Source organism: Stenotrophomonas sp. YJH_SMC_8 (genome assembly GCF_059371315.1).
In genome coordinates, this window is sequence record NZ_JCAFUL010000010.1 from 83,571 (window position 1) to 107,545 (window position 23,975).

General features: G+C 66.8%; 21 protein-coding genes and 1 riboswitch. Of the genes, 16 read left to right on the forward strand and 5 right to left on the reverse strand.

The features are described 5' to 3' along the window. Positions 1–34: 34 nt before the first annotated feature. Positions 35–135: riboswitch (TPP riboswitch) on the forward strand. A gap of 82 nt (positions 136–217) precedes the next feature. From thiC to AC5P88_RS13990, 6 genes are all read left to right on the forward strand, one after another. Continuing rightward, complete coding sequence (gene thiC / locus AC5P88_RS13965) at positions 218–2,062, forward strand: phosphomethylpyrimidine synthase ThiC (RefSeq protein ID WP_495225328.1); 1,845 nt, start codon at positions 218–220, stop codon at positions 2,060–2,062. Between the two features lie 115 nt (positions 2,063–2,177). After that, positions 2,178–2,849 (forward strand): ion channel, encoded by a 672-nt coding sequence (locus AC5P88_RS13970; protein ID WP_099552986.1) that lies wholly within the window; start codon positions 2,178–2,180, stop codon positions 2,847–2,849. Between the two features lie 269 nt (positions 2,850–3,118). Then, a complete protein-coding gene (locus tag AC5P88_RS13975) occupies positions 3,119–5,443 on the forward strand; it encodes a winged helix-turn-helix domain-containing protein (protein ID WP_099484129.1) in 2,325 nt (774 codons plus the stop codon). 114 nt (positions 5,444–5,557) lie between these two features. Further along, positions 5,558–6,457 carry a helix-turn-helix transcriptional regulator gene (locus tag AC5P88_RS13980; RefSeq protein WP_049429948.1) on the forward strand — a complete coding sequence of 300 codons (900 nt, stop codon included), beginning with the start codon at positions 5,558–5,560 and terminating at the stop codon, positions 6,455–6,457. Between the two features lie 49 nt (positions 6,458–6,506). Then, positions 6,507–9,464: a TonB-dependent receptor plug domain-containing protein gene (locus AC5P88_RS13985; protein ID WP_099484128.1), complete on the forward strand. Its 2,958-nt coding sequence runs from the start codon at positions 6,507–6,509 to the stop codon at positions 9,462–9,464. Between the two features lie 179 nt (positions 9,465–9,643). After that, positions 9,644–9,850: a hypothetical protein gene (locus AC5P88_RS13990; protein ID WP_049429946.1), complete on the forward strand. Its 207-nt coding sequence runs from the start codon at positions 9,644–9,646 to the stop codon at positions 9,848–9,850. A gap of 56 nt (positions 9,851–9,906) precedes the next feature. Here AC5P88_RS13990 and AC5P88_RS13995 read toward each other — a convergent pair whose 3' ends face one another. Together AC5P88_RS13995 and ppa are read right to left on the reverse strand one after the other, a co-directional pair. Beyond that, positions 9,907–11,028: an HDOD domain-containing protein gene (locus AC5P88_RS13995; RefSeq protein WP_099484127.1), complete on the reverse strand. Its 1,122-nt coding sequence runs from the start codon at positions 11,026–11,028 to the stop codon at positions 9,907–9,909. Between the two features lie 151 nt (positions 11,029–11,179). Continuing rightward, positions 11,180–11,716: an inorganic diphosphatase gene (gene ppa / locus AC5P88_RS14000; RefSeq protein ID WP_005410935.1), complete on the reverse strand. Its 537-nt coding sequence runs from the start codon at positions 11,714–11,716 to the stop codon at positions 11,180–11,182. Positions 11,717–11,900: 184 nt separating this feature from the next. Here ppa and AC5P88_RS14005 point away from each other — a divergent pair, with 184 nt between their 5' ends. The 4 genes from AC5P88_RS14005 to AC5P88_RS14020 all read left to right on the forward strand — a co-directional run bounded on the left by AC5P88_RS14005 (position 11,901) and on the right by AC5P88_RS14020 (position 17,113). After that, on the forward strand, positions 11,901–12,374 hold the full coding sequence (locus AC5P88_RS14005) for a hypothetical protein (RefSeq protein WP_111112903.1): 474 nt from the start codon (positions 11,901–11,903) through the stop codon (positions 12,372–12,374). Between the two features lie 72 nt (positions 12,375–12,446). Continuing rightward, positions 12,447–12,947 carry an RNA polymerase sigma factor gene (locus tag AC5P88_RS14010; RefSeq protein ID WP_014038389.1) on the forward strand — a complete coding sequence of 167 codons (501 nt, stop codon included), beginning with the start codon at positions 12,447–12,449 and terminating at the stop codon, positions 12,945–12,947. 104 nt (positions 12,948–13,051) lie between these two features. After that, positions 13,052–13,984, forward strand: coding sequence for a FecR family protein (locus AC5P88_RS14015; RefSeq protein ID WP_286074142.1), 933 nt, complete (start codon positions 13,052–13,054; stop codon positions 13,982–13,984). Between the two features lie 210 nt (positions 13,985–14,194). Beyond that, on the forward strand, positions 14,195–17,113 hold the full coding sequence (locus AC5P88_RS14020) for a TonB-dependent receptor (RefSeq protein ID WP_495225329.1): 2,919 nt from the start codon (positions 14,195–14,197) through the stop codon (positions 17,111–17,113). A 139-nt stretch (positions 17,114–17,252) separates the two neighbouring features. Here AC5P88_RS14020 and AC5P88_RS14025 read toward each other — a convergent pair whose 3' ends face one another. Continuing rightward, a complete protein-coding gene (locus tag AC5P88_RS14025; RefSeq protein WP_010483993.1) occupies positions 17,253–17,510 on the reverse strand; it encodes a DUF2789 domain-containing protein in 258 nt (85 codons plus the stop codon). Between the two features lie 108 nt (positions 17,511–17,618). Between AC5P88_RS14025 and AC5P88_RS14030 the strand changes: the two genes are divergently transcribed. Genes AC5P88_RS14030 through AC5P88_RS14050 form a run of 5 tightly spaced genes read left to right on the forward strand, consistent with a single transcriptional unit; the run spans position 17,619 to position 20,571 of the window. Next, positions 17,619–18,206 (forward strand): biliverdin-producing heme oxygenase, encoded by a 588-nt coding sequence (locus AC5P88_RS14030; RefSeq protein WP_111202761.1) that lies wholly within the window; start codon positions 17,619–17,621, stop codon positions 18,204–18,206. 31 nt (positions 18,207–18,237) lie between these two features. Next, complete coding sequence (locus tag AC5P88_RS14035; RefSeq protein WP_286074141.1) at positions 18,238–18,705, forward strand: YbaN family protein; 468 nt, start codon at positions 18,238–18,240, stop codon at positions 18,703–18,705. Further along, complete coding sequence (gene exbB / locus AC5P88_RS14040; RefSeq protein WP_111112898.1) at positions 18,692–19,420, forward strand: tonB-system energizer ExbB; 729 nt, start codon at positions 18,692–18,694, stop codon at positions 19,418–19,420. Before AC5P88_RS14035 ends, exbB begins: the two co-directional genes overlap by 14 nt. A 9-nt stretch (positions 19,421–19,429) precedes the next feature. Beyond that, on the forward strand, positions 19,430–19,855 hold the full coding sequence (gene exbD, locus AC5P88_RS14045; RefSeq protein ID WP_286074140.1) for a TonB system transport protein ExbD: 426 nt from the start codon (positions 19,430–19,432) through the stop codon (positions 19,853–19,855). Continuing rightward, positions 19,852–20,571 (forward strand): energy transducer TonB, encoded by a 720-nt coding sequence (locus AC5P88_RS14050; protein ID WP_106550696.1) that lies wholly within the window; start codon positions 19,852–19,854, stop codon positions 20,569–20,571. Before exbD ends, AC5P88_RS14050 begins: the two co-directional genes overlap by 4 nt. A 78-nt stretch (positions 20,572–20,649) precedes the next feature. Here the strand turns inward: AC5P88_RS14050 and AC5P88_RS14055 are convergent, their stop codons facing one another. Then, entirely contained in the window at positions 20,650–22,677 is a 2,028-nt protein-coding gene (locus AC5P88_RS14055; protein WP_495225330.1) for a sodium-translocating pyrophosphatase, read from the reverse strand. Positions 22,678–22,959: 282 nt separating this feature from the next. Between AC5P88_RS14055 and AC5P88_RS14060 the strand changes: the two genes are divergently transcribed. Further along, positions 22,960–23,463: a hypothetical protein gene (locus tag AC5P88_RS14060; protein ID WP_495225331.1), complete on the forward strand. Its 504-nt coding sequence runs from the start codon at positions 22,960–22,962 to the stop codon at positions 23,461–23,463. Positions 23,464–23,560: 97 nt separating this feature from the next. Here AC5P88_RS14060 and AC5P88_RS14065 read toward each other — a convergent pair whose 3' ends face one another. After that, positions 23,561–23,950 carry a DUF488 domain-containing protein gene (locus tag AC5P88_RS14065; RefSeq protein ID WP_106550699.1) on the reverse strand — a complete coding sequence of 130 codons (390 nt, stop codon included), beginning with the start codon at positions 23,948–23,950 and terminating at the stop codon, positions 23,561–23,563. Positions 23,951–23,975: the final 25 nt, after the last annotated feature.

A 23,975-nucleotide genomic window follows, 5' to 3' on the forward strand; every position in this document is an offset into this window, starting at 1 on the left:
GACCCCGGAGGTGGCGGTCTATGCTCTAATGCGCAGCAAGAAGCGGGGGTACCGGGCCATGTGGCCGCGGTTGAGACAGTCCCTTGGAACCTGATCCGGCTCATACCGGCGTAGGGAAGCTTTGCAATGCAGCCGTGCCCGGACTCCGCCCTAGGACCGTCCGTGCGCGGGTGCCGTGCGCCGCCGCTTCGTCCCTGACCTTCCTGGACGATGCCCGATGAACGCACAGCTCTCCGCCCTGCAGCAACAGGCCCAGCAACTCTCCGAATCCGTGACCCGGCCGATTCCCGGCTCGCGCAAGATCCATGTGCCCGGTTCACGCCCGGACCTGCTGGTTCCGATGCGCGAGATCGCGCTGACCCGCACGCCGACACTGTTCGGCGGCGAAGAGAATGCGCCGGTGACGGTCTATGACACGTCGGGCCCCTACACCGATCCCGACGTGCATATTGATCTGTCCGCAGGCCTGCCGGCACTGCGCCGTGGCTGGGTGGACGAACGTGGCGATACCGAGCAGCTCGACGGCCTCAGCTCTTCGTTCGGCCGCGACCGCGAACATGACCCGAAGCTGGACGCGGTGCGTTTCCCCGCACGCAGCCTGCCGCGCCGTGCACGCGCCGGTGCCAACGTCACCCAGATGCACTACGCGCGGCGCGGCATCATCACCCCGGAAATGGAATTCGTCGCCATCCGCGAGAACCAGCGGCTGGACGCGATCCGCGATGCCGGCCTGCTGCAGCAGCACCCGGGCGAAGCGTTCGGTGCTTCGATCCAGAAGATCATCACCCCCGAGTTCGTGCGCGATGAGATCGCCCGTGGTCGTGCGGTGCTGCCCAACAACATCAACCATCCGGAAAGCGAGCCGATGATCATCGGCCGCAACTTCCTTACCAAGATCAACGCCAACATCGGCAACAGCGCCGTGTCTTCCGGCATCGCCGAGGAAGTGGAGAAGCTGGTGTGGGCGATCCGCTGGGGCGGCGATACGGTGATGGATCTGTCCACCGGCAAGCACATCCACGAAACCCGTGAATGGATCATCCGCAACTCGCCGGTGGCGATTGGTACCGTGCCGATCTACCAGGCGCTGGAAAAGGTCGATGGCCGTGCCGAGGCGCTCACCTGGGAAATCTTCCGCGACACGCTGATCGAGCAGGCCGAGCAGGGCGTGGACTACTTCACCATCCACGCCGGCGTACTGCTGCGCTATGTGCCGCTCACCGCCAAGCGGGTCACCGGCATCGTCAGCCGCGGTGGCTCGATCATGGCCAAGTGGTGCCTGGCGCACCACAAGGAGAATTTCCTCTACACGCATTTCGAAGAGATCTGCGAAATCATGAAGGCCTACGACGTGACCTTCTCGCTGGGCGATGGCCTGCGCCCGGGTTGCATCGCCGATGCCAACGATGCAGCGCAGTTCGGTGAACTGGAGACGCTGGGTGAGCTGACGAAGATTGCCTGGAAGCACGACGTGCAGACCATGATCGAAGGCCCCGGCCACGTGCCGATGCAGCTGATCAAGGAGAACATGGACAAGCAGCTGCGCGAGTGCGGCGAAGCGCCGTTCTACACGCTGGGGCCGCTGACGACCGACATCGCGCCGGGCTACGACCACATCACCAGCGCGATCGGTGCGGCGATGATCGGCTGGTTCGGTACGGCCATGCTCTGCTACGTGACGCCGAAGGAGCACCTCGGCCTGCCCAACCGCCAGGACGTGCGCGACGGCATCATGGCTTACCGCATTGCCGCGCACGCGGCCGACCTGGCCAAGGGACACCCGGGCGCGCAGGTGCGCGACAACGCGCTGAGCAAGGCGCGCTTCGAGTTCCGCTGGGAGGACCAGTTCCATCTCGGGCTGGATCCGGAGAAGGCCAAGGAATTCCACGACGAGACGCTGCCGAAGGACGCGCACAAGCTGGCCCACTTCTGCTCGATGTGCGGCCCGCACTTCTGTTCGATGAAGATCACCCAGGACGTGCGCGACTACGCAGAGGCCGGCATGAAGGAGAAGTCGCAGGAGTTCCGTGCTGCCGGTGCCGAGGTCTACCACCAGGGATGATGCCGCACCGGTAGCGCCGGGCCATGCCCGGCGGGCGCAGCGGTCCAGGAAAAGCGCCGGGCGTGGCCCGGCGCTACCCGTTATGCTCCGGCCATTGCCCCGCGGAAAGGACGCCATGCCTGTTGCCTTGACCACCCGCTGGCTGGCAATCGCCCGCCGCCACCCCTCGGCATGGCTGCTGGGGGCCCAGCTGCTGGCGGTGCTGTTGTACCCGGCGCTCGATGACACCGCCGCTGGCCGGGCGGCGCTGGGCATGTTCGGCATGGCGGTGCTCGGCCTGGCGCTGTGGGTGGTCCAGCGCAGTCCGTTGGGAACCTGGCTGGCATTGCTGCTGGCCATTCCTTCGGTGGTGTTCTCGCTGGCTGGCGCTCTGCTGGACCGCAGCGCGCTGCTGACCACGGCGCAGCTGCTGGAAAGCCTGCTGTACTTCTATACGGCGGGAGCGTTGATCGCCTACATGCTGCAGGACCATAGAGTGACCCGCGACGAGCTGTTCGCGGCCGGGGCAACCTTCACGCTGCTGGCCTGGGCGTTCGCCTTTGCGTTCGCGGTGTGCCAGCAGTGGTATCCAGGCAGTTTCCAGGGTACGACTGCTGGCCCCGAGCGCAGCTGGATGGAGCTGCTTTATCTGAGCTTCAGCTTGTTGTCCGGTGTTGGATTGAGCGACGTCGTGCCGCTGCACCCGCAGGCACGGGCCCTGGTGATGCTCGAACAGTTCGCAGGCGTCATGTATATCGGCCTGGTGGTGTCGCGTCTGGTCGGATTGACCATGCTTCGGCGCATGTGAAAATGAACGCCAGATAAAAATTTCGCGCCCAAAAGGGCGCGAATAGTGATGCAGATTATGTGAATGCGTCGGCGAGAGAGAGCCTGAGTGTCGACCCCGTCATAGGCGGGGTAACCGGCTTAGGCTAATATCCGGGGGCGTTATTGTTTTTGCGGTATGCGCCGATGCTTTGTGCGGAATCTGGCTTTTCGATGACCCTGTCCAGGGACGGTGGGGACGGTATTGCTGGTGAGCCCTGCCCAGGTCCCGTCCCTACTGTATAGCGGAAAATGAACAGCAGCGAACTCACGCCCATTGAGGCCGACCGCGTGCGGGTCGGCGACTGCGTCATTACCTTGTCCTCACGTGAGGTCGAGGTTGAAGGCGCGCGCCGTCCGCGGCGGCTGACGCCGAAAGCGCTGGGCGTGCTGCGCGTGCTGATGCGTCAGCCTGGGCGCGTGGTCACCCGTGAAGAGCTGTTTGCCGAGGTCTGGCCCGATACGTTGCCGACCAATGACGTGCTGACCCAGGCCGTCACCCAGCTGCGCAAGGCGTTCGCCAACGACGACGACAATGGCCAGGCCTACATCGAGACCATCGCCAAGAGCGGTTATCGGCTGCTGGTACCGGTGCAGGCGCTGGAGGATCTTGAGCCGGTGCTGGACGCCGATGTGGTCGCAGAGGTCATGCCGGCGGTGGCCGGTGGCAGCGGGCATCCGCTCGCAGCCGTGCCGGCAGCGCCTTCACGCCGGCGTGGCTGGCGCCAGCTGCGCCGCCAGCTGTTGTGGGTGCTGGGTGTGATGATGCTGGCCGCGCTGCTGGTCATGGCCACATTGCTGCTCCGGCGCGGGCCGGAGCCGAGCTCACCGGTGGATGCAGCGGTCGAGAACGGCGTGCGGGTGATCGGCAGCCCGCAGCGTCCCTATCGCCTGATCACCGCCACCAGTGGTTTTGAAACCTATCCCACGCTTTCGCCGGATGGCTCCCAGGTTGCCTATGAAGGCGCCAACGAGGACGGCGCCGGTGGTGGTGCGATCAAGGTGCAGACCTCGGGCAATGCGCCGGCCCGGCAGCTGGCGCTGCCGCCGAAGGGGGCCAGTGACCGCTTCCCGAGCTGGTCACCGGATGGGCGCGAGATCGCGTTTGCCCGCTTTGGAGCCGACGGCGGTTGCCAGGTGCTGATCGCCAGCGCTACCGGCGGCGGTGTGCGCCAGGCGACCCGTTGCGACGGAACCGAGCTGCTCAGCTTCGACTGGACACCGGATGGCCGCGGCCTGGTCTTTGGCAGCATGGTGGGCCGCTATGCCCATCGCGGCATCCGTGTGCTCGACCTGGCCAGCGGCCAGTGGCGGGCGTTGGACTATGCGGTCGACCAGGATGATTTTGACTACGCGCCACGCTACTCCCCCGATGGCAAGTGGCTGGTGTTCGTGCGCAATCCGCAGATGGGTGACCTGTGGCGGATGCCGGCCGGGGGCGGTGAGCTGGAGCAGTTGACCAACGAATCGGCCGAACAGCGTGGCTGGGCCTGGCTGGGCGATGGGCGCAGCATCGTGTTCGGCCGGCGCGTGGACAGCGAGGTGCGGTTGTACTACCTGGACGTTGAGCGCCGCACCTTGCGTGATGCCGGCCTCGACGACGCACAATGGCCTGCGGTGTCACGCCACGGCGACGTGCTGGCCTTCGTTCACCGCCGTGCCCAGTTCGGCGTGTTCAAGGTGCCGATGGCCGGCGGCAGCGCCGAGCGGCTGTTCGCGTCCAGCGGCCGTGACGGGCAACCGATGGCGGCGCCCGACGGTCGCCAGCTGGTCTTCACCTCCGATCGTTCCGGCAGTTTCGCGTTGTGGTGGGCGGACATGCAGCGGCCCGATTCACTGCGGCCGATCGAGGGCCTGCGCCCGGAGGGACGGCAGGCGCCGGACTGGTCGGCCGACAGCCGCCAGCTGCTGGTGGTCGGGCGCGATGAGCATGGGCGTACCGTGGTCTACGAGATCGCACCGCGCGACGAACACCTGCAACCGTTGCCGGTTCCGGTGGATCAGCCCCTGCAGGCCCTGTACGGGGCAACCCCGGAACAGCTGCTGGTGGTCGAGCGCGATGCAGAGCAGCGCACCCGGTTGAGCCTGTTCGATCGCAGCGTGACCCCCTGGCGTCGCCTGGCCAGCATCGACGGCGTCTCCCAGGCACGTTTCGATCGGGGCGATGGCCGCGTGCTGTTCACCCGCCTGGCGTCCGGCGGCTTGTGGTCGGTGGATGCGGCACTGTCGCCGGCCAGCGTGCAGCAGGTCAGTGAAGACCGGCCCAGCCGATGGCGCTATCGCACCTGGACGGTGGCAGGCACCGGTGGCATCGGGTATCTCGGCAACTCGACCGAGTGCGGTACGACCCTGATCCATATCCAGGCCGGGACCGAAGCCCCCGAGCGCTGCCTGGACCGGCAGCGGCTCAGCGCGGGCAACGGCATCAGTGCCAGCGCCGATGGCCGGGATCTGTACGTCGCCCTGGCCGTCAGCGATGGTGCCGACATCGGCGTCATGCAGCTGCCCCGGTCGACGCCAGTCCTGTTTCCCGCGTTTCTCAAGTCATTGATACTTAAGAAAAATATCTCTTCGTGATTTCTTCGTGGAGTTCTCGCCGCGAATTCGTGGCGATCTCGGCGGATTTTCCTGACGGGCTGACGCCTGATTAGGCAAAACGGAAGCCTGTATCAGGCAAACCCGTGGTGCCCCATGCGTCAACTCTCGCTGGCCGATCGTGGCCAAACCGTCTCCCTCGACAAGGCGCTCGACGATCTCGCGCCGACCTGCATGGGCGTGGCCCGGCTCGGCAGCCTGCAGACGGCAGGGTCAAGCTTCACGGTCTGGCTGCAGGTCCGGGGCAGTTCCTGGGTGGAAGCCAAGGAAGGGCGTTTCCGCCTGCGCCATGGCGAGTGGATCGCCTTCGAGAAGGAGTCGCGCCCGCTGGTGCAGGCCGGCCGTAACGGACTGTGCGTGGGCCTCAGCCTGAATGCGGAGGCGATGCGGGTGCTGTCCGAGATGGCCGATTGCGGCCTGTATGCCGGTCGTGGTCGCATGAGCCGCGGCGACGCCCGCGTTGCCCTGCGCCTGTGGCGCGATGCGCTCGACAGCGGCCTGCCTGCGCAGGCGCTGCGCCCGCTGCTGTTGCATCTGGCCGGCCTGCAGCGTGACCTGGCCGACAACGTGCAGCGCTGCCCCGGTCGCTCGCGCAGCCGCAAGCGCCAGGTGTTCGGCCGCATGCAGCGTGCCCGTCTCTATCTGGAGGGCAACAGCCACCGCGTGGTGCGGATCGGCGAACTCGCCGAGCTGACCAACTTCTCCAGCTGGTACCTCTCCAAGACCTTCCAAAGCCTGTATGAAGAGAGCCCCCAGTCGCTTTCGGCACGGTTGCGCCTGGAACGGGCCGCCGATCTGCTGCGCGACACCGACATGATGGTGGGCGAGGTCGCCGCAGCCAGCGGATTCGACAACTGCTGCAGCTTCGCCCGGGCCTTCCGCGCCCGTTACGGGCAGTCTGCTTCCCGGTTCAGGGAAAACGGCGGCTTGCTCCCGCCACACTCTGCAAAGTCTCCGGTTGGGTCGCGCAAATACAGCATCGCAACGCAATCGTAACGTGCTGGAGCGTTTTAACACGCTACTAACACGTACCTTGGAGAGATTGATGAACGTTCGCACCCCTGCCGTGCGGCTGGGCCTGCTGCCCGCCGGCATTGCGCTGGCGCTGGCACCGGCATTTGCTTCCGCACAGGAAGCCAGTGCCCCGACCACCCTTGATCGCCTGGAAGTCACCGGCTCCCGCATCCGCTCGGTGGATGTGGAAACCTCCCAGCCGGTCCTCACCGTAAGCCATGAGGACATCCAGCGTTCGGGCCTGGTCAGCGTCGGCGACCTGCTGCAGAACCTGTCCGTGGCAGGCACCCAGACCTTCAGCAAGGCGGCCGTGCTGGCGTCCAACCCGGAACAGGGCGGCCAGTACGTCAGCCTGTACAACCTGGGTGAGCAGCGCACGCTGGTGCTGGTCAACGGCAAGCGCTGGAGCACCAGCCTGGCCGGCTTCACCGACATGTCGACCATCCCGACCTCGCTGATCGAGCGCATTGAAGTCCTGAAGGACGGCGCCTCGGCGATCTACGGTTCCGACGCCATCTCCGGCGTGGTCAACATCATCCTGCGCAAGAACTTCGACGGCGCCGAGGCCAGTGCCTATTACGGCCAGAACAGCCACGGCGACGGTGCCAAGACCCAGTACAGCCTGACCCTGGGTGCCAGCGGCGAGCGTTCCTCGATCGTCTTCGGCGCCAACTACACCAAGGAAGATCCGGTGTGGGCCAAGGACCGTGGCCTGACCCGCTACACCTATGGCCAGGGCCATCCGACGGACGGCCTGAGCCCGGCCGGCCCGTGGGGCCGCTTCACCGATCCGCGCGCTGCCGGTACCCCGGGTGCGGGCGAGTACAACGAAGATGGTGACTGGGAACCCACCACCTGGGTGGTCAACCACACCGGTTCGTGGAACACCCCGGTGGGCGTGGGTCAGCCGTCCAACAACATGGACAACTACCACCCCATCAACACCGACGACTACTACAACGCCTCGCAGCAGATGATGCTGAACCAGGGCGGTGAGTCGAAGTCGATGTTCACCTCGGCCAGCTACGACATCAACGACAACCTGCGTCTGAAGTCGACGGCGATGTACTCCGAGCGCGATTCCAAGCGCCAGATCGCCGGCTATCCGCTGACCGGCACCTCGCAGCCGACCTTCCCGGTCGCGATCAGCAAGGACAGCATCTACAACCCGATGGGCAACTGGGCCAACCCGGGTGCCGGCGTTGATCTCACCAGCTGGGGCCGCCGCATCTTCGAGCTGCCGCGCGTTACCCAGAACAACGTGAAGTCGCTGCACTTCGATGCGGCCCTGGAAGGCAACTTCGACTTCAACAACCGTCCGTTCGACTGGGATGTGGGCATCAACTACAACCAGTACGACGTGACCCAGACCAGCACCGGCAACATCAACCTGCTGGCACTGAAGAATGCGCTGGGCCCGTCGTTCATCAACAGCAACGGTGTTGCACAGTGCGGCACCGCCGCCAACCCGATCGACCTGGGCATCGGCCCGGGCCGCTGCACCCCGTTCGATCTGCTGGGCGGCGCCAGCGCCGCGACCCCGGATGCACTGAAGTACATCAACACCCTGCTGAACTCGACCGGCCAGAGCAAGAGCAAGCAGTACTTCGCCAACATCACCGGTTCGCTGTTCGACATGCCGGGCAATGCGGGCGAGTTCGCTTTCGCTGCTGGCTATGAGCACCGCGAAGTGTCGGGCTACGACCATCCGGACGCACTGTCGGCCGCCGGTTACACCACCGACCTGGCCGCACAGCCGACCGAAGGCAAGTACAAGACCAACGAGTTCTACCTGGAACTGATGGTGCCGCTGCTGCGTGACCTGCCGGGTGCCAAGGAACTGTCGCTGGATGTCGCCAGCCGCTACTCGGACTACGACAAGTTCGGCAACACGATCAACAGCAAGTTCAGCGTGACCTGGAAGCCGATCGACGACCTGCTGGTGCGTGCCACCTACGGCGAGGGCTTCCGTGCCCCGACCCTGAGCGACACCTTCGGTGGCGGCTCGCAGACCTTCGACAACTTCACCGATCCGTGTGATGCCGTGTTCGGCCAGCGCAGCAACGGCGCTGTCGCCGCCCGCTGTGCCGCCGAAGGCCTGTCCCCGGGCTTCCGCCAGACCGACGCCGCTGGCCGTCCGGTTGCTGCGCGTGACACCCAGGGCAATGCCCCGTTCCAGTCGGGCGTCGGCAACGACAGCCTTCAGCCGGAAACCAGCAAGACCCGCACCGCAGGCCTGGTCTGGAGCCCGAGCTTCGTCAGCGGCCTGAACGTCTCGCTGGACTGGTACAAGATCACCGTCGACAACGTGATCACTGCGGTCAATGCGAACTACGTGCTGAACCAGTGCTACCAGAATGGCGTCGACCAGTTCTGCGGCCAGTACGGTCGTGACGCGGTCACCGGCCAGGTCAACAGCCTGAGCCGCGGCAACGCGAACCTGGGCTCGCTGGAAACCGAAGGCTACAACTTCGGCGTTCGTTACCGCCTGCCGGAATACAGCTTCGGTACCCTGTCGTTCAACCTGGACACCAACTACCTGTCCAGCTTCCGCCAGCAGGCCACCAAGGGTTCTGCATGGGATGACTACGCAGGCTACTGGAACTATCCGCGCGTTCGCGGCACCCTGGCCACCAGCTGGACCAAGGGTGACCTGTCGGCCACCTGGACCATGCGCTACTACGGCGGCTTCCGTGACTTCTGCTATGACCAGAAGGCAGGTCTGGAGTGCAACGACCCGGGCTACGTGACCGAGAACGGCGGTTGGACCGGCGGCAAGGGTGCGAACAAGAAGGGCGCGATCGTCTATCACGACATCTCGGCCACCTGGCAGGCCCCGTGGAACGGCAGCGTGACCGTCGGTGCCCGCAACGTGTTCGGCAAGACCCCGCCGATCACCTACGCGGTGACCAACGCCAGTGCCGTGCAGCTGGACCCGATGCTGGATTACGACCGCTTCCTGTTCATCCAGTACAACCAGCGCTTCTGATCCATCGAAGCCTGAAGGCAAGACGAGGAGGGCGGGCCGCAAGGCCCGCCCTCTTTGCGTTTGGCAGAGCCGGGTCGGGAAACTCTGAATCGGGCGGTTCAGCGACAGGGGTCACGCTTGTCGCAATTGGACCGCTGGTACGGTCGCGGAGGTCCATTCCGGACCAAGGAGAGCGCGAAATGAAAAATGCGATGCCACGGATGTTCGCTGCTGCAGTTCTTGCCGTCCTGAGCCTGGCCGGTAGTGTGTCGGCCGGCCCGCTGGTGTGTGCCAATGGACGCTATTGCGCCGAAGTGCGCAGCGACTGCATCAAGGCCGGCGAAGATGCGGCGTACTGCCAGCTTCTCTTCGAACGTTGCGTGTACGACCACTGCGCGCAGCCCTGATGCAACGAAGGCGCGTCCTTGCGGGCGCGCCTTCATCGCATGCATGGCCGGTGTGCTCAGGCTTCGCTGGGCGTAAGCCCCATCAGGCTGTTGGCATGATCGCGCCACTGCGGCAGTTTGTTGAGCACGCCCGCGCGCTGCAGGTAGTCCTCATCCACCGGATCGCCGTTGACCAGCGCAAGCGCCACGTGCACCGCACCGGTTACCCAGAAGCTGCGCGTGTTGGCGCGCTGTGGCTGCAGGTGGAACGCCACCGCCTCGATGATCGGCATCGGCAGGCCCCACAGCCCCAACAGGTAGGCGCCGGCTTCGGCATGGCCCGGGCGGGTATCACCAGCCAGCGACGGCTCGGTGCGCTCGTTGCGTACGCCGGGCAGCAGCAGGCCGATGTCGGCCAGCAGTGCTGCGGTTGCGCCCAGTTCGGCGCTGGATTCGGGCAGCAGGCGTGCGGCCAGCCGCGAGGCGAGCAGGGCGCGCTGCTGCAGCGAGTTGCGTTCGGCGGTCGACAGCGTCGGCGCCGAGAACACTTCGCTGGCCAGTACCAGGTCGCGCAGTGTTGCCAGGCCCAGCCGGGTCACAGCGGTACGCAGGTCGGCGATGGTGCGGCCCTGGCTGAAGAACGCCGAATTCGACAGCTGCAGCACCTTGGCGGCGATGGCCGGATCAGCGGCCACCAGCTTGGCGACGTCGGCGCTGTCGGCATCGTCGTCATGCTCCAGCGCCTGGGTCAGGCTCAGGTACAGGTGCGGCGGCGACGGCAGTTTCTCGATGCGGCCGATGGCATCGCGCAGGCGCGGGCTGTCCAGCACTTCGCGCAGCTCTTCCAGGCTGGTCAGCGCTTCCAGAAGCACTTCCGGCGCCAGTGGCAGCGGCAGGAAGCGATGGGCAACGCCGATCAGGCGCGCCGGCGGCGGCCGGTTGCCATGCTGTGCATCCACCAGCGCGATGCGGATGGTTTCCGGACGCAGGGTCCGGATCTGGCCGAGCAGCGTGGTGGCATTGAGGTCCGGCAGCTGCGGGCAGACAATCACCGCGTCCACGCCCTGGGTGGCAACCGCGGTCATCGCGGCCTGGCCATCGGTGGCGGTCAGCGGCTGCCAGTCTTCCCCAAGATCGGCAATGAATTCGGTCAGCTCAGCCGGCAGGCTGGCTGCATCCCCTACAAGCAGAATACGCACGACACATTCCCCTGGCTGTCTCGACGGTGGATGTCGATGACGTGTGAAGTGACGCAATTTACCTAATACGACGGCAAGAGTGATGTGCCGTCATCATGAAACGTGACCCGCATCGCTCCGGCAGGGCATGCCGGAGCGATCCGGTTCAGGCTCAGGCCTTGCTGTCGAGATGGCGCTGGTGCGCCTCGATCAGGATCTGCTTGGCCTCAGCGGCGCCGCCCCAGCCATCGAGCTTGACCCACTTGCCCTTCTCCAGGTCCTTGTAGTGCTCGAAGAAGTGGCCGATGCGCTCCAGCCAGTGGCTCGAGACCTGGGCGATGTCTTCAACGTGGGCGTAGCCACTGAAGATCTTCGACACCGGCACGGCCAGGATCTTCTCGTCGCTGCCTGCCTCATCGCTCATCTTCAGCACGCCGACCGGACGGCAACGCACGACCGAGCCCGGCACCAGCGGCAGCGGCAGCACCACCAGCACGTCGGCCGGATCGCCGTCGCCGCACAGGGTGCTCGGCACGTAGCCGTAGTTGCACGGGTAGCGCATCGGGGTGGACAGGATGCGGTCGACGAAGATCGCGCCGGTTTCCTTGTCCACTTCGTACTTCACCGGCTCCGAGTCCTTCGGGATCTCGATGATGACGTTGATTTCTTCCGGCGGGTTCTTGCCGGGCGAGACGAGTTCCAGACCCATGGTCGTGCTCCAGGTGGGGGATATAGACGGATAGCCCCCCATTTTATGCCTTTGCCGGGCGCTGTGCAGGGGAGGGGGCTGACGGCAGGTCGAGGCAGGGGCCGACGCTGCAGGCCGGGGTAGACCGATGGGGCCGGCAGGCATGCGGGCGCAGGCTGGATGCACCTTCCCGAGGAGTTGCCGCATGAGACTTTCTGCCCTGTCTTCCGGCCTGTTCTGCGCGCTGCTGATTGCCCCCGCAGTACAGGCTTTCCCCTACGTCGACCTGATCGATTACCCGCGGCAGGAAGCCAACTGGGATCGCTTCTTTGCCCTGGAGGGCCGCCTGCAGCACGGCTTCGACAGGATCTGCGGAGACACCTTCTGCGAGGGTGAGTACAGCGACATCCGTGCGCTGCGCCTGCGGTGTTCGGTGGACGCGGTGCGCGGCACGGTGCATGAGTGCCTCTGGGCATTTGCCGCCAGTGACCTGGCCGTGTCGCGGCATGACGGGGCGATCGTGGCCCGGCAGCCGACCTGGCTGTGCCGGCTGCCGCTGGTGCCTGGCACTCCGGTGGAGGACTTCCATGCGGCGTTGGCGGCCCGCAATCCGCTGCACGATCCCTTGCCCGGCACCTCGGAGAGCGTCTATGACGGGCTGACCGGCTGCATCCACTGATGCGAACGTGACTGATTCTCATTAACGGAGTAGCATGCGCGGCGCCATCCGTCAGTCGTCCCGGTTCCGCGCATGTCCTCCAATGCCGCCTCCCTCACTGAACTGCTGATCCGCGAGCGCCCTGCGCTGCTGCGCCGGGTGCAGCGCATCCTTGGGGGCGACAATGGCGCCGAGGACGTGATCCAGGCCGTGTGGTTCAAGGCCCGCGGTGTTGACGACAGCCAGGCCATCGACAATCCGCGCGCCTATCTCTACCGGCTGGCCGCCAACCTGGCGACCGACCATGGCCGCGAATCGACCCGGCGCAACCGCCTGCTGGCCGACCATTACCTGTGGGGGCCGGACGAGGTGATCTCGACCGAGGAACAGGCGATGGCCCAGGACGAGCTGCAGCGGGTGCTCGACGCGGCGGGGCACCTGCCGGAGCCGACCCGCACCATCTTCCGGCTCAACCGCCTGCAGGGCCTGACCCAGGCCGAGATCGCACGCCGCCTGGGCGTGTCGGTGACCACGGTCGAGAACCATGTACGCACCGCGTTGCAACGCCTGGCCTGGGCGCGCAGCGGCCGATGATCGCCCCGGCTTGGGGCTGGCCCGCGCTGAAACGTCTTGATAACTGGACCGAGGATGCGGTCTAGTTCCCCCGCCCGCGCTTGAATGCGCCTGTCTGCCAGCCGATGAGCCCGCCGAACATGCTGCCCGCCGCCAATGACGATGCCCTGGCCGAACAGGCCCGGGGCTGGATCGCGTGGCTGGCCGCAGGCGATATCAGCGATGTGCGCATGGATGAGTTCGAACACTGGCTGCAACAGCCGGGGCACCGTCGCGCCTTCGAGCACGAGCGTGCGTTGTGGCGCAGTGTGGGGCCGCGTCCGCAGTCTGCCCGCACCGAGCGCCGGCGCCCGAAGCGGTTGCGATGGGCAATGGCCACTGCGGCGGCACTGGCGATGCTGGTGGCATGGCCGGAAGCCTGGCTGCGCCTGCAGGCCGATCACCGTAGTACGCATGCCGTGCAGGACGTACGGCTGCCCGATGGCAGCCGCGCGGTGCTGGATGCGGACAGCGCGATTGCCGTGCGGTTCGATGCGGATGCACGCCAGATCGAGCTGCTGCGCGGGCGCGCCTGGTTCGAGGTCAGCCCGGATGCGCAGCGGCGTTTCAGCGTGCGTGCGGGCAATGGCGTGGTCGAGGACATCTCGACCGCGTTTTCCGTCGCACGCGACAGCGACCAGGTGGAAACCCAGGTCGGACAGGGCAGGGTGCGCGTGGCGAGCCCGGTTGACGGTGGCTGGACGTATCTGCAGGTGGGCCAGCGTGCCATCTATGGCGAACACAGTGGCGTGACGCGCCTGCAGGACGTGGCTGCCGACAGTGTCGGCGCGTGGCGGCAGGGCGAACTGCTGCTGGAGCAGGCCAGCGTCGCCGACGCCGTGCAATGGGTGGGGCGTTACCGCGCCGGCCCGACCTTCGTGCGCGGCGATCTGTCGCGGCTGCCGGCGGTCAGTGCGGCGCTGCGCATCGATCGCCCGGAACAGGCGCTGGACGCGTTGGCGGCAACGGCGGGATTGCAGGTTACCCGCCTTCCATTCGGCGTCGCCATCGTCCAGTAGATCCACGCCATGCGTGGATGATCGTCGCGGTGATCCCATTGTGCCGACCAACGGTCGGCACCCACCGCGATCGCAAATCCCTCTTGGGGTTCCTGCCGCGCCACCCGTCTTACCCCGCGAACGTACCCGCCGCCGCCACGTACGTCGCCGTGTCCGCCTGTGTTGCGGATGACGCCGCGCCTGCGGCACCGATTACCTGACAGGTTCCCCATGTTCGACTCCCACCGCCCGGGCCGCGTGCTGCGCCCGTCCCGCCTGTGCATCGCCCTGCTGGCCGCCGGCCTGGCCAGCGCCGCACCGTCCGTGCTGGCACAGAGCGCCACCGGCAATCACGCTGCCGTGCAGCGCTTCGACATCCCCGCGCAGCCGCTGGACGAAGCACTGCGCAGCTTCATGCGCCAGTCCGGCGTGCAGGTCGTGTATCCGGCCACCCTCGCCCAGGGAGTGACCTCGCGCGCAGTCAACGGCAGCCTGTCGGCCAACGAGGCGCTGCAGCAGCTGCTGCAGGGCAGCGGGCTGGCGATGCGCCGGGTCAGTGCCGATGCGGTGACCCTGGAAGCGGCAACGCCGGTCCAGGCCGGCAGCGGTGTGATCGTCACCGATACGCTCAGCGTGGCCGGCGACCGTGTCGACGGCGGCGCAGGCAGTGACGAAGCGCGGCTGCTCGACAGCTATCGCAGCGTGGGTTCCACCACGACGCTCAACCGCACGCAGCTGGAGCGTTTCCGCGGGACCTCCAACGGCGACATCGTCAAGGGCGTGGCCGGTGTCACCGCCGGTGACCCGCGCGTGGGCAACGGGTTCGACGTCAACATCCGTGGTATCCAGGGCCAGGGCCGCGTGCCGGTGATCATCGACGGTGGCCAGTCCAGCATGGACACCTACCGTGGCTATGCCGGCCAGTCGCAGCGCACCTATCTCGACCCGGACCTGATCTCCAGCCTGACCATCACCAAGGGCCCTAGCCTGCAGGCCAACGCCTCCGGTGGCATCGGTGGCGTGGTCGAGATGGAGACGCTGAAGACCGGTGACGTGCTGCGCGAGGGGCGCGACTTCGGCGTGCGCGTGCGTGGCGGCCTGGCCAATGGCAGCGCCAACAACCTGCCGGCCTACAGCGCCGCGCCGCGCACCGATCGCAGCGCTACCGGCAGCCAGTTCTTCAACGTGGCCGGCGCCGGCCACTGGGACCGCTTCGACCTGGTCGCCGCCTATGCCTACCGTGACAACGGCAACTACTTCTCCGGCAAGCGCGGCTACGATGATTTCCCGCAGACCCGTCGCACGCTGGCGCCGCTGAATCCGCCGCGTACCGAAGTGTTCAACACCTCGTCGCGCTCTAAGTCGGCGCTGCTCAAAGGCACCTGGCGCATCGACGACGCGCAGACGCTGGAAGCCGGTTACCGTCGCTACGAAGGCACCGCCGGCGAGATCATGGCCTCGCAGATCATCCGCGTCGACCGCGATCGCATTCCGCAGTGGGACCCGGGCCATGTCGACATGGACAGCTACAACCTGCGCTACCGCTTCAACCCGGACAGCGATCTGGTCGACCTGCGTGTCAATGCTGCGTACACCGATACCGACAGCGTGATGTACAACAGCCTGACCGGCATCACCCCGTGGTACTTCGACCGCCGCACCGAGTGGTATGACGCCCCGAGCTTCAGCGGTGACCCCGGTTACAAGGATGCGTATCGCAACCCGCTGCGGCAGAAGCGCCTGAACCTGGATGCCAGCAACACGTCGAAGTTCGACACCCGTGCCGGCGCGTTCACGCTGGACTACGGCCTGTCCTACAGCGATGAGGACATTGCACCGGGCAGCTCCGGCCCGGCCATGCACGATGACCTCGTCAACAACCGCTTCCTGCGCAACGCCGAGCGCAAGGAATACAGTGCCGTGGCGTCGCTGAAGTGGCAGCCTGACGAACACTGGGAGCTGCTGGCCGGTGGCCGCTGGAACCGGGTGGATGTGCACGACCGCAACCGCCTGGCAACGCCGGATGCCTACGAGGTGCAGGGCCAGTACCGCTATACCGAACTGCTCAATGGCAACCCGGCGCTGCCGTCGTGGCGTGCCAAGCGCATCGCGCTGCTGAACTGGTATCCGGACGCCAACGGCAATTTCACCCAGGCCTCGCTGCTGGCGTCGCCGTACAAGAAGGGCACCGTGGCCGACATCGCGGGCTGGAACTTCTATGACTCCGGCAAGCCGCAGGATCTGGAAGTACCGGTCAGCTGGACCTGGTCGCAGCCGATCCGCCGTCGCGACAACGCGTTCTCGCCGACCGCCAGCGTCGCCTACCGCTTCAGCGAAGACACCATGGTCTACGTGAAGTACGCCGAGGGCACCAAGCTGCCGAGCCTGTTCGAGACCACGCTGGGCCTGTTCACTGCCGCCAAGCCGGTGGGCGAGCTGAAGCCGGAGCGCGCGCGCAGCTGGGAAATCGGCGCGAGCACCATCCGCTACGACCTGTTCACTGCCGGTGATCGCCTGGCGCTGAAGCTGGCCTACTTCGATACCCGCATCGACGATCTGATCACCCGCGACTACCGCACGCTGTCGGCGGGCCTGATCCGCAATGTCGACCAGTTCAAGGTGTCGGGCATGGAGTTCCAGTCGAGCTATGACAGCGGCAAGGTGTTCGCCGATCTGTCCGCGCACTACTACTTCAAGGCCAAGACCTGCGCGCCGGACATCGCCGCCGAGCGCCGCGCCTATGGCGTGCAGCGCAGGAACGCGGAGCTGGCCGGCACGCCGGACTGCGTGGATGGCGGCTTCGAGGGTTCGTACACCAACACGCAGAACCCGCCGCGCTACATGGTCAACCTGACCCTGGGCTCGCGCCTGTTCGACGAACGCCTGACCTTCGGTACCCGTGTGATCCACAACGCCGGCCCGATCAGCAAGCTGGACAAGGAATGGAACGTTGGCCTGTCGGCGATCCAGCAGCTGTACCGGCCGAACACGCTGGTGGATCTGTTTGCCAGCTGGAACTTCAACGACCAGTGGTCGGTGGAAGCGGGCGTGGACAACCTGACCGACCGCTACTACCTGGATCCGCTCGCCCTGGGCGTGATGCCGGCCCCGGGCCGCACCGCGCGCCTGGCGCTGACCTGGAAGTACTGATCGGCGGGCGACCTGCCTGCGGGGGGCGGATCCCTTTCCTGCGGAAAGGGCTCTGACCCCATCGGGTCCGGCCATCCACGCATGGCGTGGATCTACCGTGCCGCGTAATCGGTAGCGCCGGGCCATGCCCGGCGAACGCTTACAGCCCGGTCGCGGCCTTCACTGCATCTTCGTGCAGCGACTCGTTCAGCTCATCCACAACGGTGCTCCACGCCGCATCGGCCTGCAGCGATTCAGACAGGAACTGGCGCTGGGCATCGTTCCAGTAGGGGGCCTCGACCACTTCCACATCGGTGGCCAGCTGGTGCTCGCGGATGAAGCGGGCGATGCCCTCGGCACTGGCATCCAGGCCCAGCTGCAGGAACAGGTTGGTCATGCGTGGTTCGGTGGTGATCATCATCGGTTCCTGGTGGAAGTAGGGAATGCCCCATTATCGGCGCACACGGGCTTGGGGAAAGCCCCGCGGCGAACGTCTACAGCACGACGACCCTCCTGGCATTCCCCCATGAACGCACACATTGCTCCTGAAGACAGCCGCAGCCTGCGGCTCAAGGCCGCCACCCGCGACAGCCACGGCGCCCTGGACAAGCGCATCATGGCCGGCGACATCTTCGCCGACCGCAGCAATTTCGCCCGTTTCCTGCGCGTGCAGTACCGCTTCCACCGCAGCATCGACGCGCTGTACGCCAACCCTGCACTGGACGCATTGCTGCCCGATCTTGGCGAGCGCCGCCGCCTGACCCAGGTGGCACGTGACCTGCAGGACCTGGAGCAGACGCTGCCGGGTACGGACATCGCCGCGCTGCCGTCGGACCTGGCGTTGCCCGCCGCGCTGGGCTGGCTGTACGTGGCCGAAGGCTCCAACCTGGGCGGTACCGTGCTGTACAAGATGGCGGCCAAGCTCGGCCTGGACCGTGACTTCGGCGCCCGCCACCTGGCCGCCCATCCGGATGGCGCCGCCCGCCACTGGCGCGAGTTCACCGCTGCGCTGGACGCGGTGCCGTTGAGCGCCGAGCAGGAGCAGCAGGTGATCGACGCCGCCGATGCGGCCTTCCGCAGCGTGCACGGCCACGTTGAAGTGGAATTCGCCTGATGAACGCCCGCCGCCCGCGGGTGCAGCGCTGATGCGCTGGCTCTGGTTCGCGCTGGGCTGGGTAATGGTCGGCCTCGGCGTGATCGGTGCATTGCTGCCGGTAATGCCGACTACCATTTTCCTGATCCTTGCAGTGGGCTGCTTCGCGCGCAGCTCGCCGAAGTTCGAGCAGCGCCTGCTGGCGCATCCACGCTACGGCCCGTCGCTGCGGCTGTGGCGCGAGCAGGGCGCGGTGTCGCGCAAGGGCAAGGCGTTCGCCAGCGCCGGCATGGCGGTGGGCTTTGCCCTGTTCTGCTGGGGCGCGCATCCGTCGTGGCGCCTGCTGCTGGGCGTGGGCCTGTTCTTTGCGGTCAGCGCCGGCTATGTGCTCAGTCGACCCGCACCACGCATTGAACCCACTCCGATGGTTGAACTGGACGATGCCAACGATCCGCGCGCGGCCCGCCGCCGTGGCGCAGCCCCCGATAGCGATGGAACCCGTGACGATGCTGCCTGCTGACCTGGCCCCCGTGGCCGCCCCTGCACTGACCCCGTGGGGCATGTACCTGGCCGCCGACGTGGTGGTGAAGACGGTGATGATCGCGCTGGCACTGGCGTCGCTCGCGACCTGGACCGTGCTGTTGGCCAAGGGCTGGGAGCTGGCCCGGCAGGCGCGGCAGCTGCGCGCGGCGCGCGCGCTGTTGCTGCAGTCCGCACAGTTGCCGGCGCAGAGCGAAGCGGCAAGCCTGCAGCAGGGCACCGCGCTGGCGATGCTGGACGCCGCACGCACCGAACTGCGCCTGTCGCAGGAGCTGGACAGCCGCGACGGCATCAAGGAACGCGTGGCGTCGCGGTTGGATCGCATCGAGCTGGAAACGGCGCGCGTGCAGCGGCGTGGTATCGGCGTGCTCGCCAGCATCGGTGCGGTGGCGCCGTTCGTGGGCCTGTTCGGCACGGTGTGGGGCATCATGAACAGCTTCATTGGCATTGCCCACAGCAACACCACCAATCTGGCGGTGGTCGCGCCGGGCATTGCCGAGGCCTTGCTGGCCACCGCGCTCGGCCTGGTCGCTGCGATTCCCGCGGTCCTGGTCTACAACCACTTCAGCCGCGTGCTGGCCGGCCTGCGTGGCCTGCTCGGCGATCTGTCGGCGGCGGTGCAGCAGCTGGTTTCGCGCGATCTTGATCGTGCCGTTCCGCGCAGCGCAGCGACGCCGCTGCGCGCGGTGCACTGAGGCGCGACGATGGCGATCAGGACCGCGTCCGACCGCGACGACACGCCGGAAGAAGCCCACGAGATCAACGTCACGCCGTTCATCGACGTGATGCTGGTGCTGCTGATCATCTTCATGGTGGCGGCCCCGCTGGCCACCGTATCGGTGCCGGTGCAGCTGCCGGCCAGCAGTGCCAGCGCCACGCCGCCGGACCAGGCGCCGGTGTATGTGACCGTGCAGGCCGATCTGTCATTGCGCGTCGGTGAGCAGGCGGTGGCACGCGACGGGCTGGCCGCTGCGCTGCAGGTAGCCACCCAGGGGGACACCTCGCAGCGCCTGTTCCTGCGTGCCGATACCCGCGTGCCTTACGGTGAACTGATGGCGACGCTGGATGCGCTGCGTGCTGCGGGCTACCTGAAGGTGGCACTGGTTGGACTGGAGCAGGGCGCGCGATGAGTGGACTGCGGCGCTGGGCGACCAGCCTGGCGATCGTGCTGCTGGTGCATGCGCTGCTGATTGGCGTGGCCTGCTGGTGGGCAGCGCGCGCTCCGGCGGTGGCTGCCGTAGCGCCGCCCGCAGCGTTGATGCTGGAGTTGGCGCCGATGGCACAGGCGCCCCCGGTGCCGCCGCGCGAGGTGGCAACCGGACCCCTGCAGCAGCAACAGCAGCGGCAGGCGCCGAAGCCGGCGCTACGCGAGCAGCCGAAGGCGCCGGTGCAGCCGCAGGGTGACCTGCCGCCGCCGCGCACACCTGAGCCGACGCCCTCGCCGGATACTGCCGACGCCAATGTCGCGCAGACCAGCGCACCGCCGCAGGTCGCTGCCGATGCGGCTGCTCGCTATGCCGCACCGCAGACCACCGCCGGTGAGCGCAGTCGCGCTGAAGCCACCTGGGAAGGTCGCCTGCTGGGGCACCTGCAGAAGCATCGCCGCTATCCACGCCAGGCCGAGCGGCTGCGCCAGCAGGGTGTGGCGTACGTGCGCTTCGCCGTGGCGCGAGATGGCGCGGTCTCCGCTTTGGCGCTGGGCCGCAGCAGTGGCTTCGCGTTGCTCGACCAGGAGACGCTGGATACCGTGCGGCGTGCCAGCCCGGTACCGGCGCCGCCGGCCGAAGTGGCCGGCGACCCGGTGGAAGTGATGGTGCCGGTGTCGTTCTTCCTGCGCGGGCGGTGATTGACGATGGGGTCGGATCCCTTTCCGCAGGAAAGGGATCCGACCCCATTCGGCGCCGCCATCCACGCGTGGCGTGGATTACAGCAGCGGTACCAGCAGCAGCGCGACGATGTTGATGATCTTGATCAGCGGGTTGATCGCCGGACCGGCGGTGTCCTTGTACGGGTCACCGACGGTATCGCCGGTCACCGCGGCCTTGTGCGCTTCGCTGCCCTTGCCGCCGAAATGGCCATCCTCGATGTACTTCTTGGCGTTGTCCCAGGCGCCGCCGCCGGTGGTCATCGAAATGGCCACGAACAGGCCGGTCACGATGGTGCCGATCAGCAGGCCGCCCAGCGCGCGCGGCCCCAGCAGCAGGCCGACCACCACCGGCACCGCCACCGGTAGCAGCGAGGGCACGATCATTTCGCGGATCGCCGAGCGGGTCAGCATGTCCACCGCCTTGTCGTACTGCGGCTTGCCGGTGCCCTGCATGATGCCGGGGATCTCGCGGAACTGGCGACGCACTTCTTCCACCACCGCACCGGCGGCGCGGCCGACTGCTTCCATCGCCATCGCACCGAACAGATACGGAATCAGGCCGCCGATCAGCAGGCCGATGATCACCGTGTGGTCGCTGAGATCGAAGCGGAATTCCTGTCCGGGATGTGCGGCCTGCAGGTTGTGGGTGTAGTCGGCGAACAGCACCAGTGCCGCCAGCGCCGCTGAGCCGATCGCATAGCCCTTGGTCACCGCCTTGGTGGTGTTGCCCACGGCATCGAGCGGGTCGGTGATGTCGCGGATCTCCGAGGGCAGTTCGGCCATTTCGGCGATGCCGCCGGCGTTGTCGGTGATCGGCCCATACGCATCCAGGGCGACGATCATGCCGGCCATCGACAGCATCGCGGTGGCGGCGATGGCGATGCCGTACAGGCCACCCAGCGCGAATGCGCCCCAGATTGCCGCACACACCGCCACCACCGGCAGCGCGGTGGACTTCATCGAGATGCCGAGGCCGGCAATGATGTTGGTGCCGTGGCCGGTGGTCGAGGCCTGCGCCACGTGCTGCACCGGCTTGTACTGGGTGCCGGTGTAGTACTCGGTGATCCACACGATCAGGCCGGTCAGCATCAGGCCGATCAACGCGCAGCCATACAGCGCCATCGGCCCGTGCACGTTGTCGGACATCAACCCGGTGGTGATCGGGTAGAAGGCGATGGCGGCCAGCACGCCGGAGACGATCACACCCTTGTACAGCGCGCCCATGATCGAGCCGCCTGGCTTCACCTTGACGAACAGCGCGCCGATGATCGAGGCGATGATCGATACGCCGCCCAGCACCAGCGGATACAGCACCGCATTGGCACCGGCTTCGGCCAGCATCAGGCTGCCCAGCAGCATCGTTGCGATCACGGTGACCGCATAGGTCTCGAACAGGTCGGCGGCCATGCCGGCGCAGTCGCCCACATTGTCACCGACGTTGTCGGCGATCACTGCCGGGTTGCGTGGGTCATCCTCGGGAATGCCGGCTTCGACCTTGCCGACCAGATCGGCGCCGACGTCGGCGCCCTTGGTGAAGATGCCACCGCCCAACCGCGCGAAGATCGAGATCAGTGACGAACCGAAGGCCAGGCCGACCAGCGCATGCAGTGCCTGTTCCATCGGCAGGCCCATGCGCAGCAGCAGCGCGTAGTAGCCGGCTACGCCCAGCAGGCCCAGCCCGACCACCAGCATGCCGGTGATCGCACCGCCACGGAACGCCACGTCCATCGCCGCACTGATGCCATGGCGTGCGGCCTCGGCGGTGCGTACGTTGGCGCGTACCGAGACGTTCATGCCGATGTAGCCGGCCGCACCGGACAGCACTGCGCCGACCGCGAAACCAATCGCGGTGTACCAGCTGAGGAACACCCCGACCAGCACGAACAGCACCACGCCGGCCACGCCGATGGTCAGGTACTGGCGGTTGAGATAGGCACGCGCACCTTCCTGGATCGCGGTGGCGATCGCGACCATGCGTTCATTGCCAGTGGGTTGGCGCAGGATCCAGCGCGCCGAGACGATTCCGAACAGGATTGCGAGGATGGCGCAGCCCAGCGCCAATGACAGCCCGTGACGTTCCAGCATTAGACCCCTCCGCAGAATGGATGTAGGCATCCAGTGGCGATGAACGGCACCACGAGGGGGACGACGGGCTGCAGCCTGGAACCAACCCGTACCGACCTTGGCGGTCGTCCGACGTATGGCGGTGTTCAGCATTCCCTGGTGCCCGCAGTATGCGTGCACCCGCGCCTGGATGGTAGCGCCGGGCCGTGCCCGGCGAGCGCAGCGGCTGCTCGACCCACGCGCCTTTGCACCCCGTTAAGCCAATCTCTGCAAGCCTGCGCACAGTCCTGAAGGAGATTCCCCATGCGCCTGTCCCTGTTGATGCTCGCCGCCCTGGTCCCGGCGCTGCCGGCCTTCGCGGCGGAAACCCCGGAACTGCAGCGCGCCGTGGGTGCACCACAGGCGGTAGGCGCGGTGCATACGCTGCGGCAGATCCCCGAGGCCTGTGCGCGCCTGGAAGGTGCATTCACCGGCCAGGCTGCCGAGCCGTATCGCTTCTCCGCGGTGCGCACCAGCGAACAATGCCAGCCGCGCGCGCGCTTCGTCGACTACACCAAGGCCCAGCCGAGTGCCGACAAGGGCTGGAAGCTCAATGATGTGATCCGCGTGCCCAGCGCTGCGTGCCCGGCGCAGCAGGCGGTGGTGCGCGTGTGGCGGCTGCCGTCGAGCAACAAGGTCGAGCTGGACGGGCAGGGCCAGTCGCGCATCTACCTGGAAGAGGCGAAGAGGCAGGCGGCGGCCGGCCAGATTCCGCAGGTGACGATGTTTGCCGCGCAGTTGCAGATGGAAGGCAAGGCCTGCAATTGAGGACGTCCGGCAGTGCGGATCCACGCATGGCGTGGATCTACTGAGGCCATCGGGCACGGCACCGGGTAGATCCGGCCGCTGGCCGGCGACCCTGCAATCAATCCGCCAGCTTCGCCCCGTGCGCCATCAGCAGCTCGCGCAGCGCCTTGCGGTGGCAGTGCGCCTCATCCTCGCAGTAGCACCCCACGCTGAGGTCGCTGTGCTGCGACATCGCAGCCAGCAGGTCCAGTGCGTGGGACGCATCCGGCGCCCTCATCTCGGCCTTGTAGTGGCGGAAGAACGCATTCCAGTCGGCGGCCGTCTTCGCCTCGTGCGCCTGCTTCACCAGTGCCGCGCTGGGTGACAGTGTCGGGAACCAGACGTCATACCAGTCCTGCCGGGCGAACTCGCTGCGTGGCACGCCGCGGGGCGGGCGGCGCACGGTACCGATACGCAGCCCCTCGCCAGCGGCGCGCGGCGTACCCAGTCGAACAACACGCAGTGCCATGGTGTTCCTCCATTAAAAGGGGACG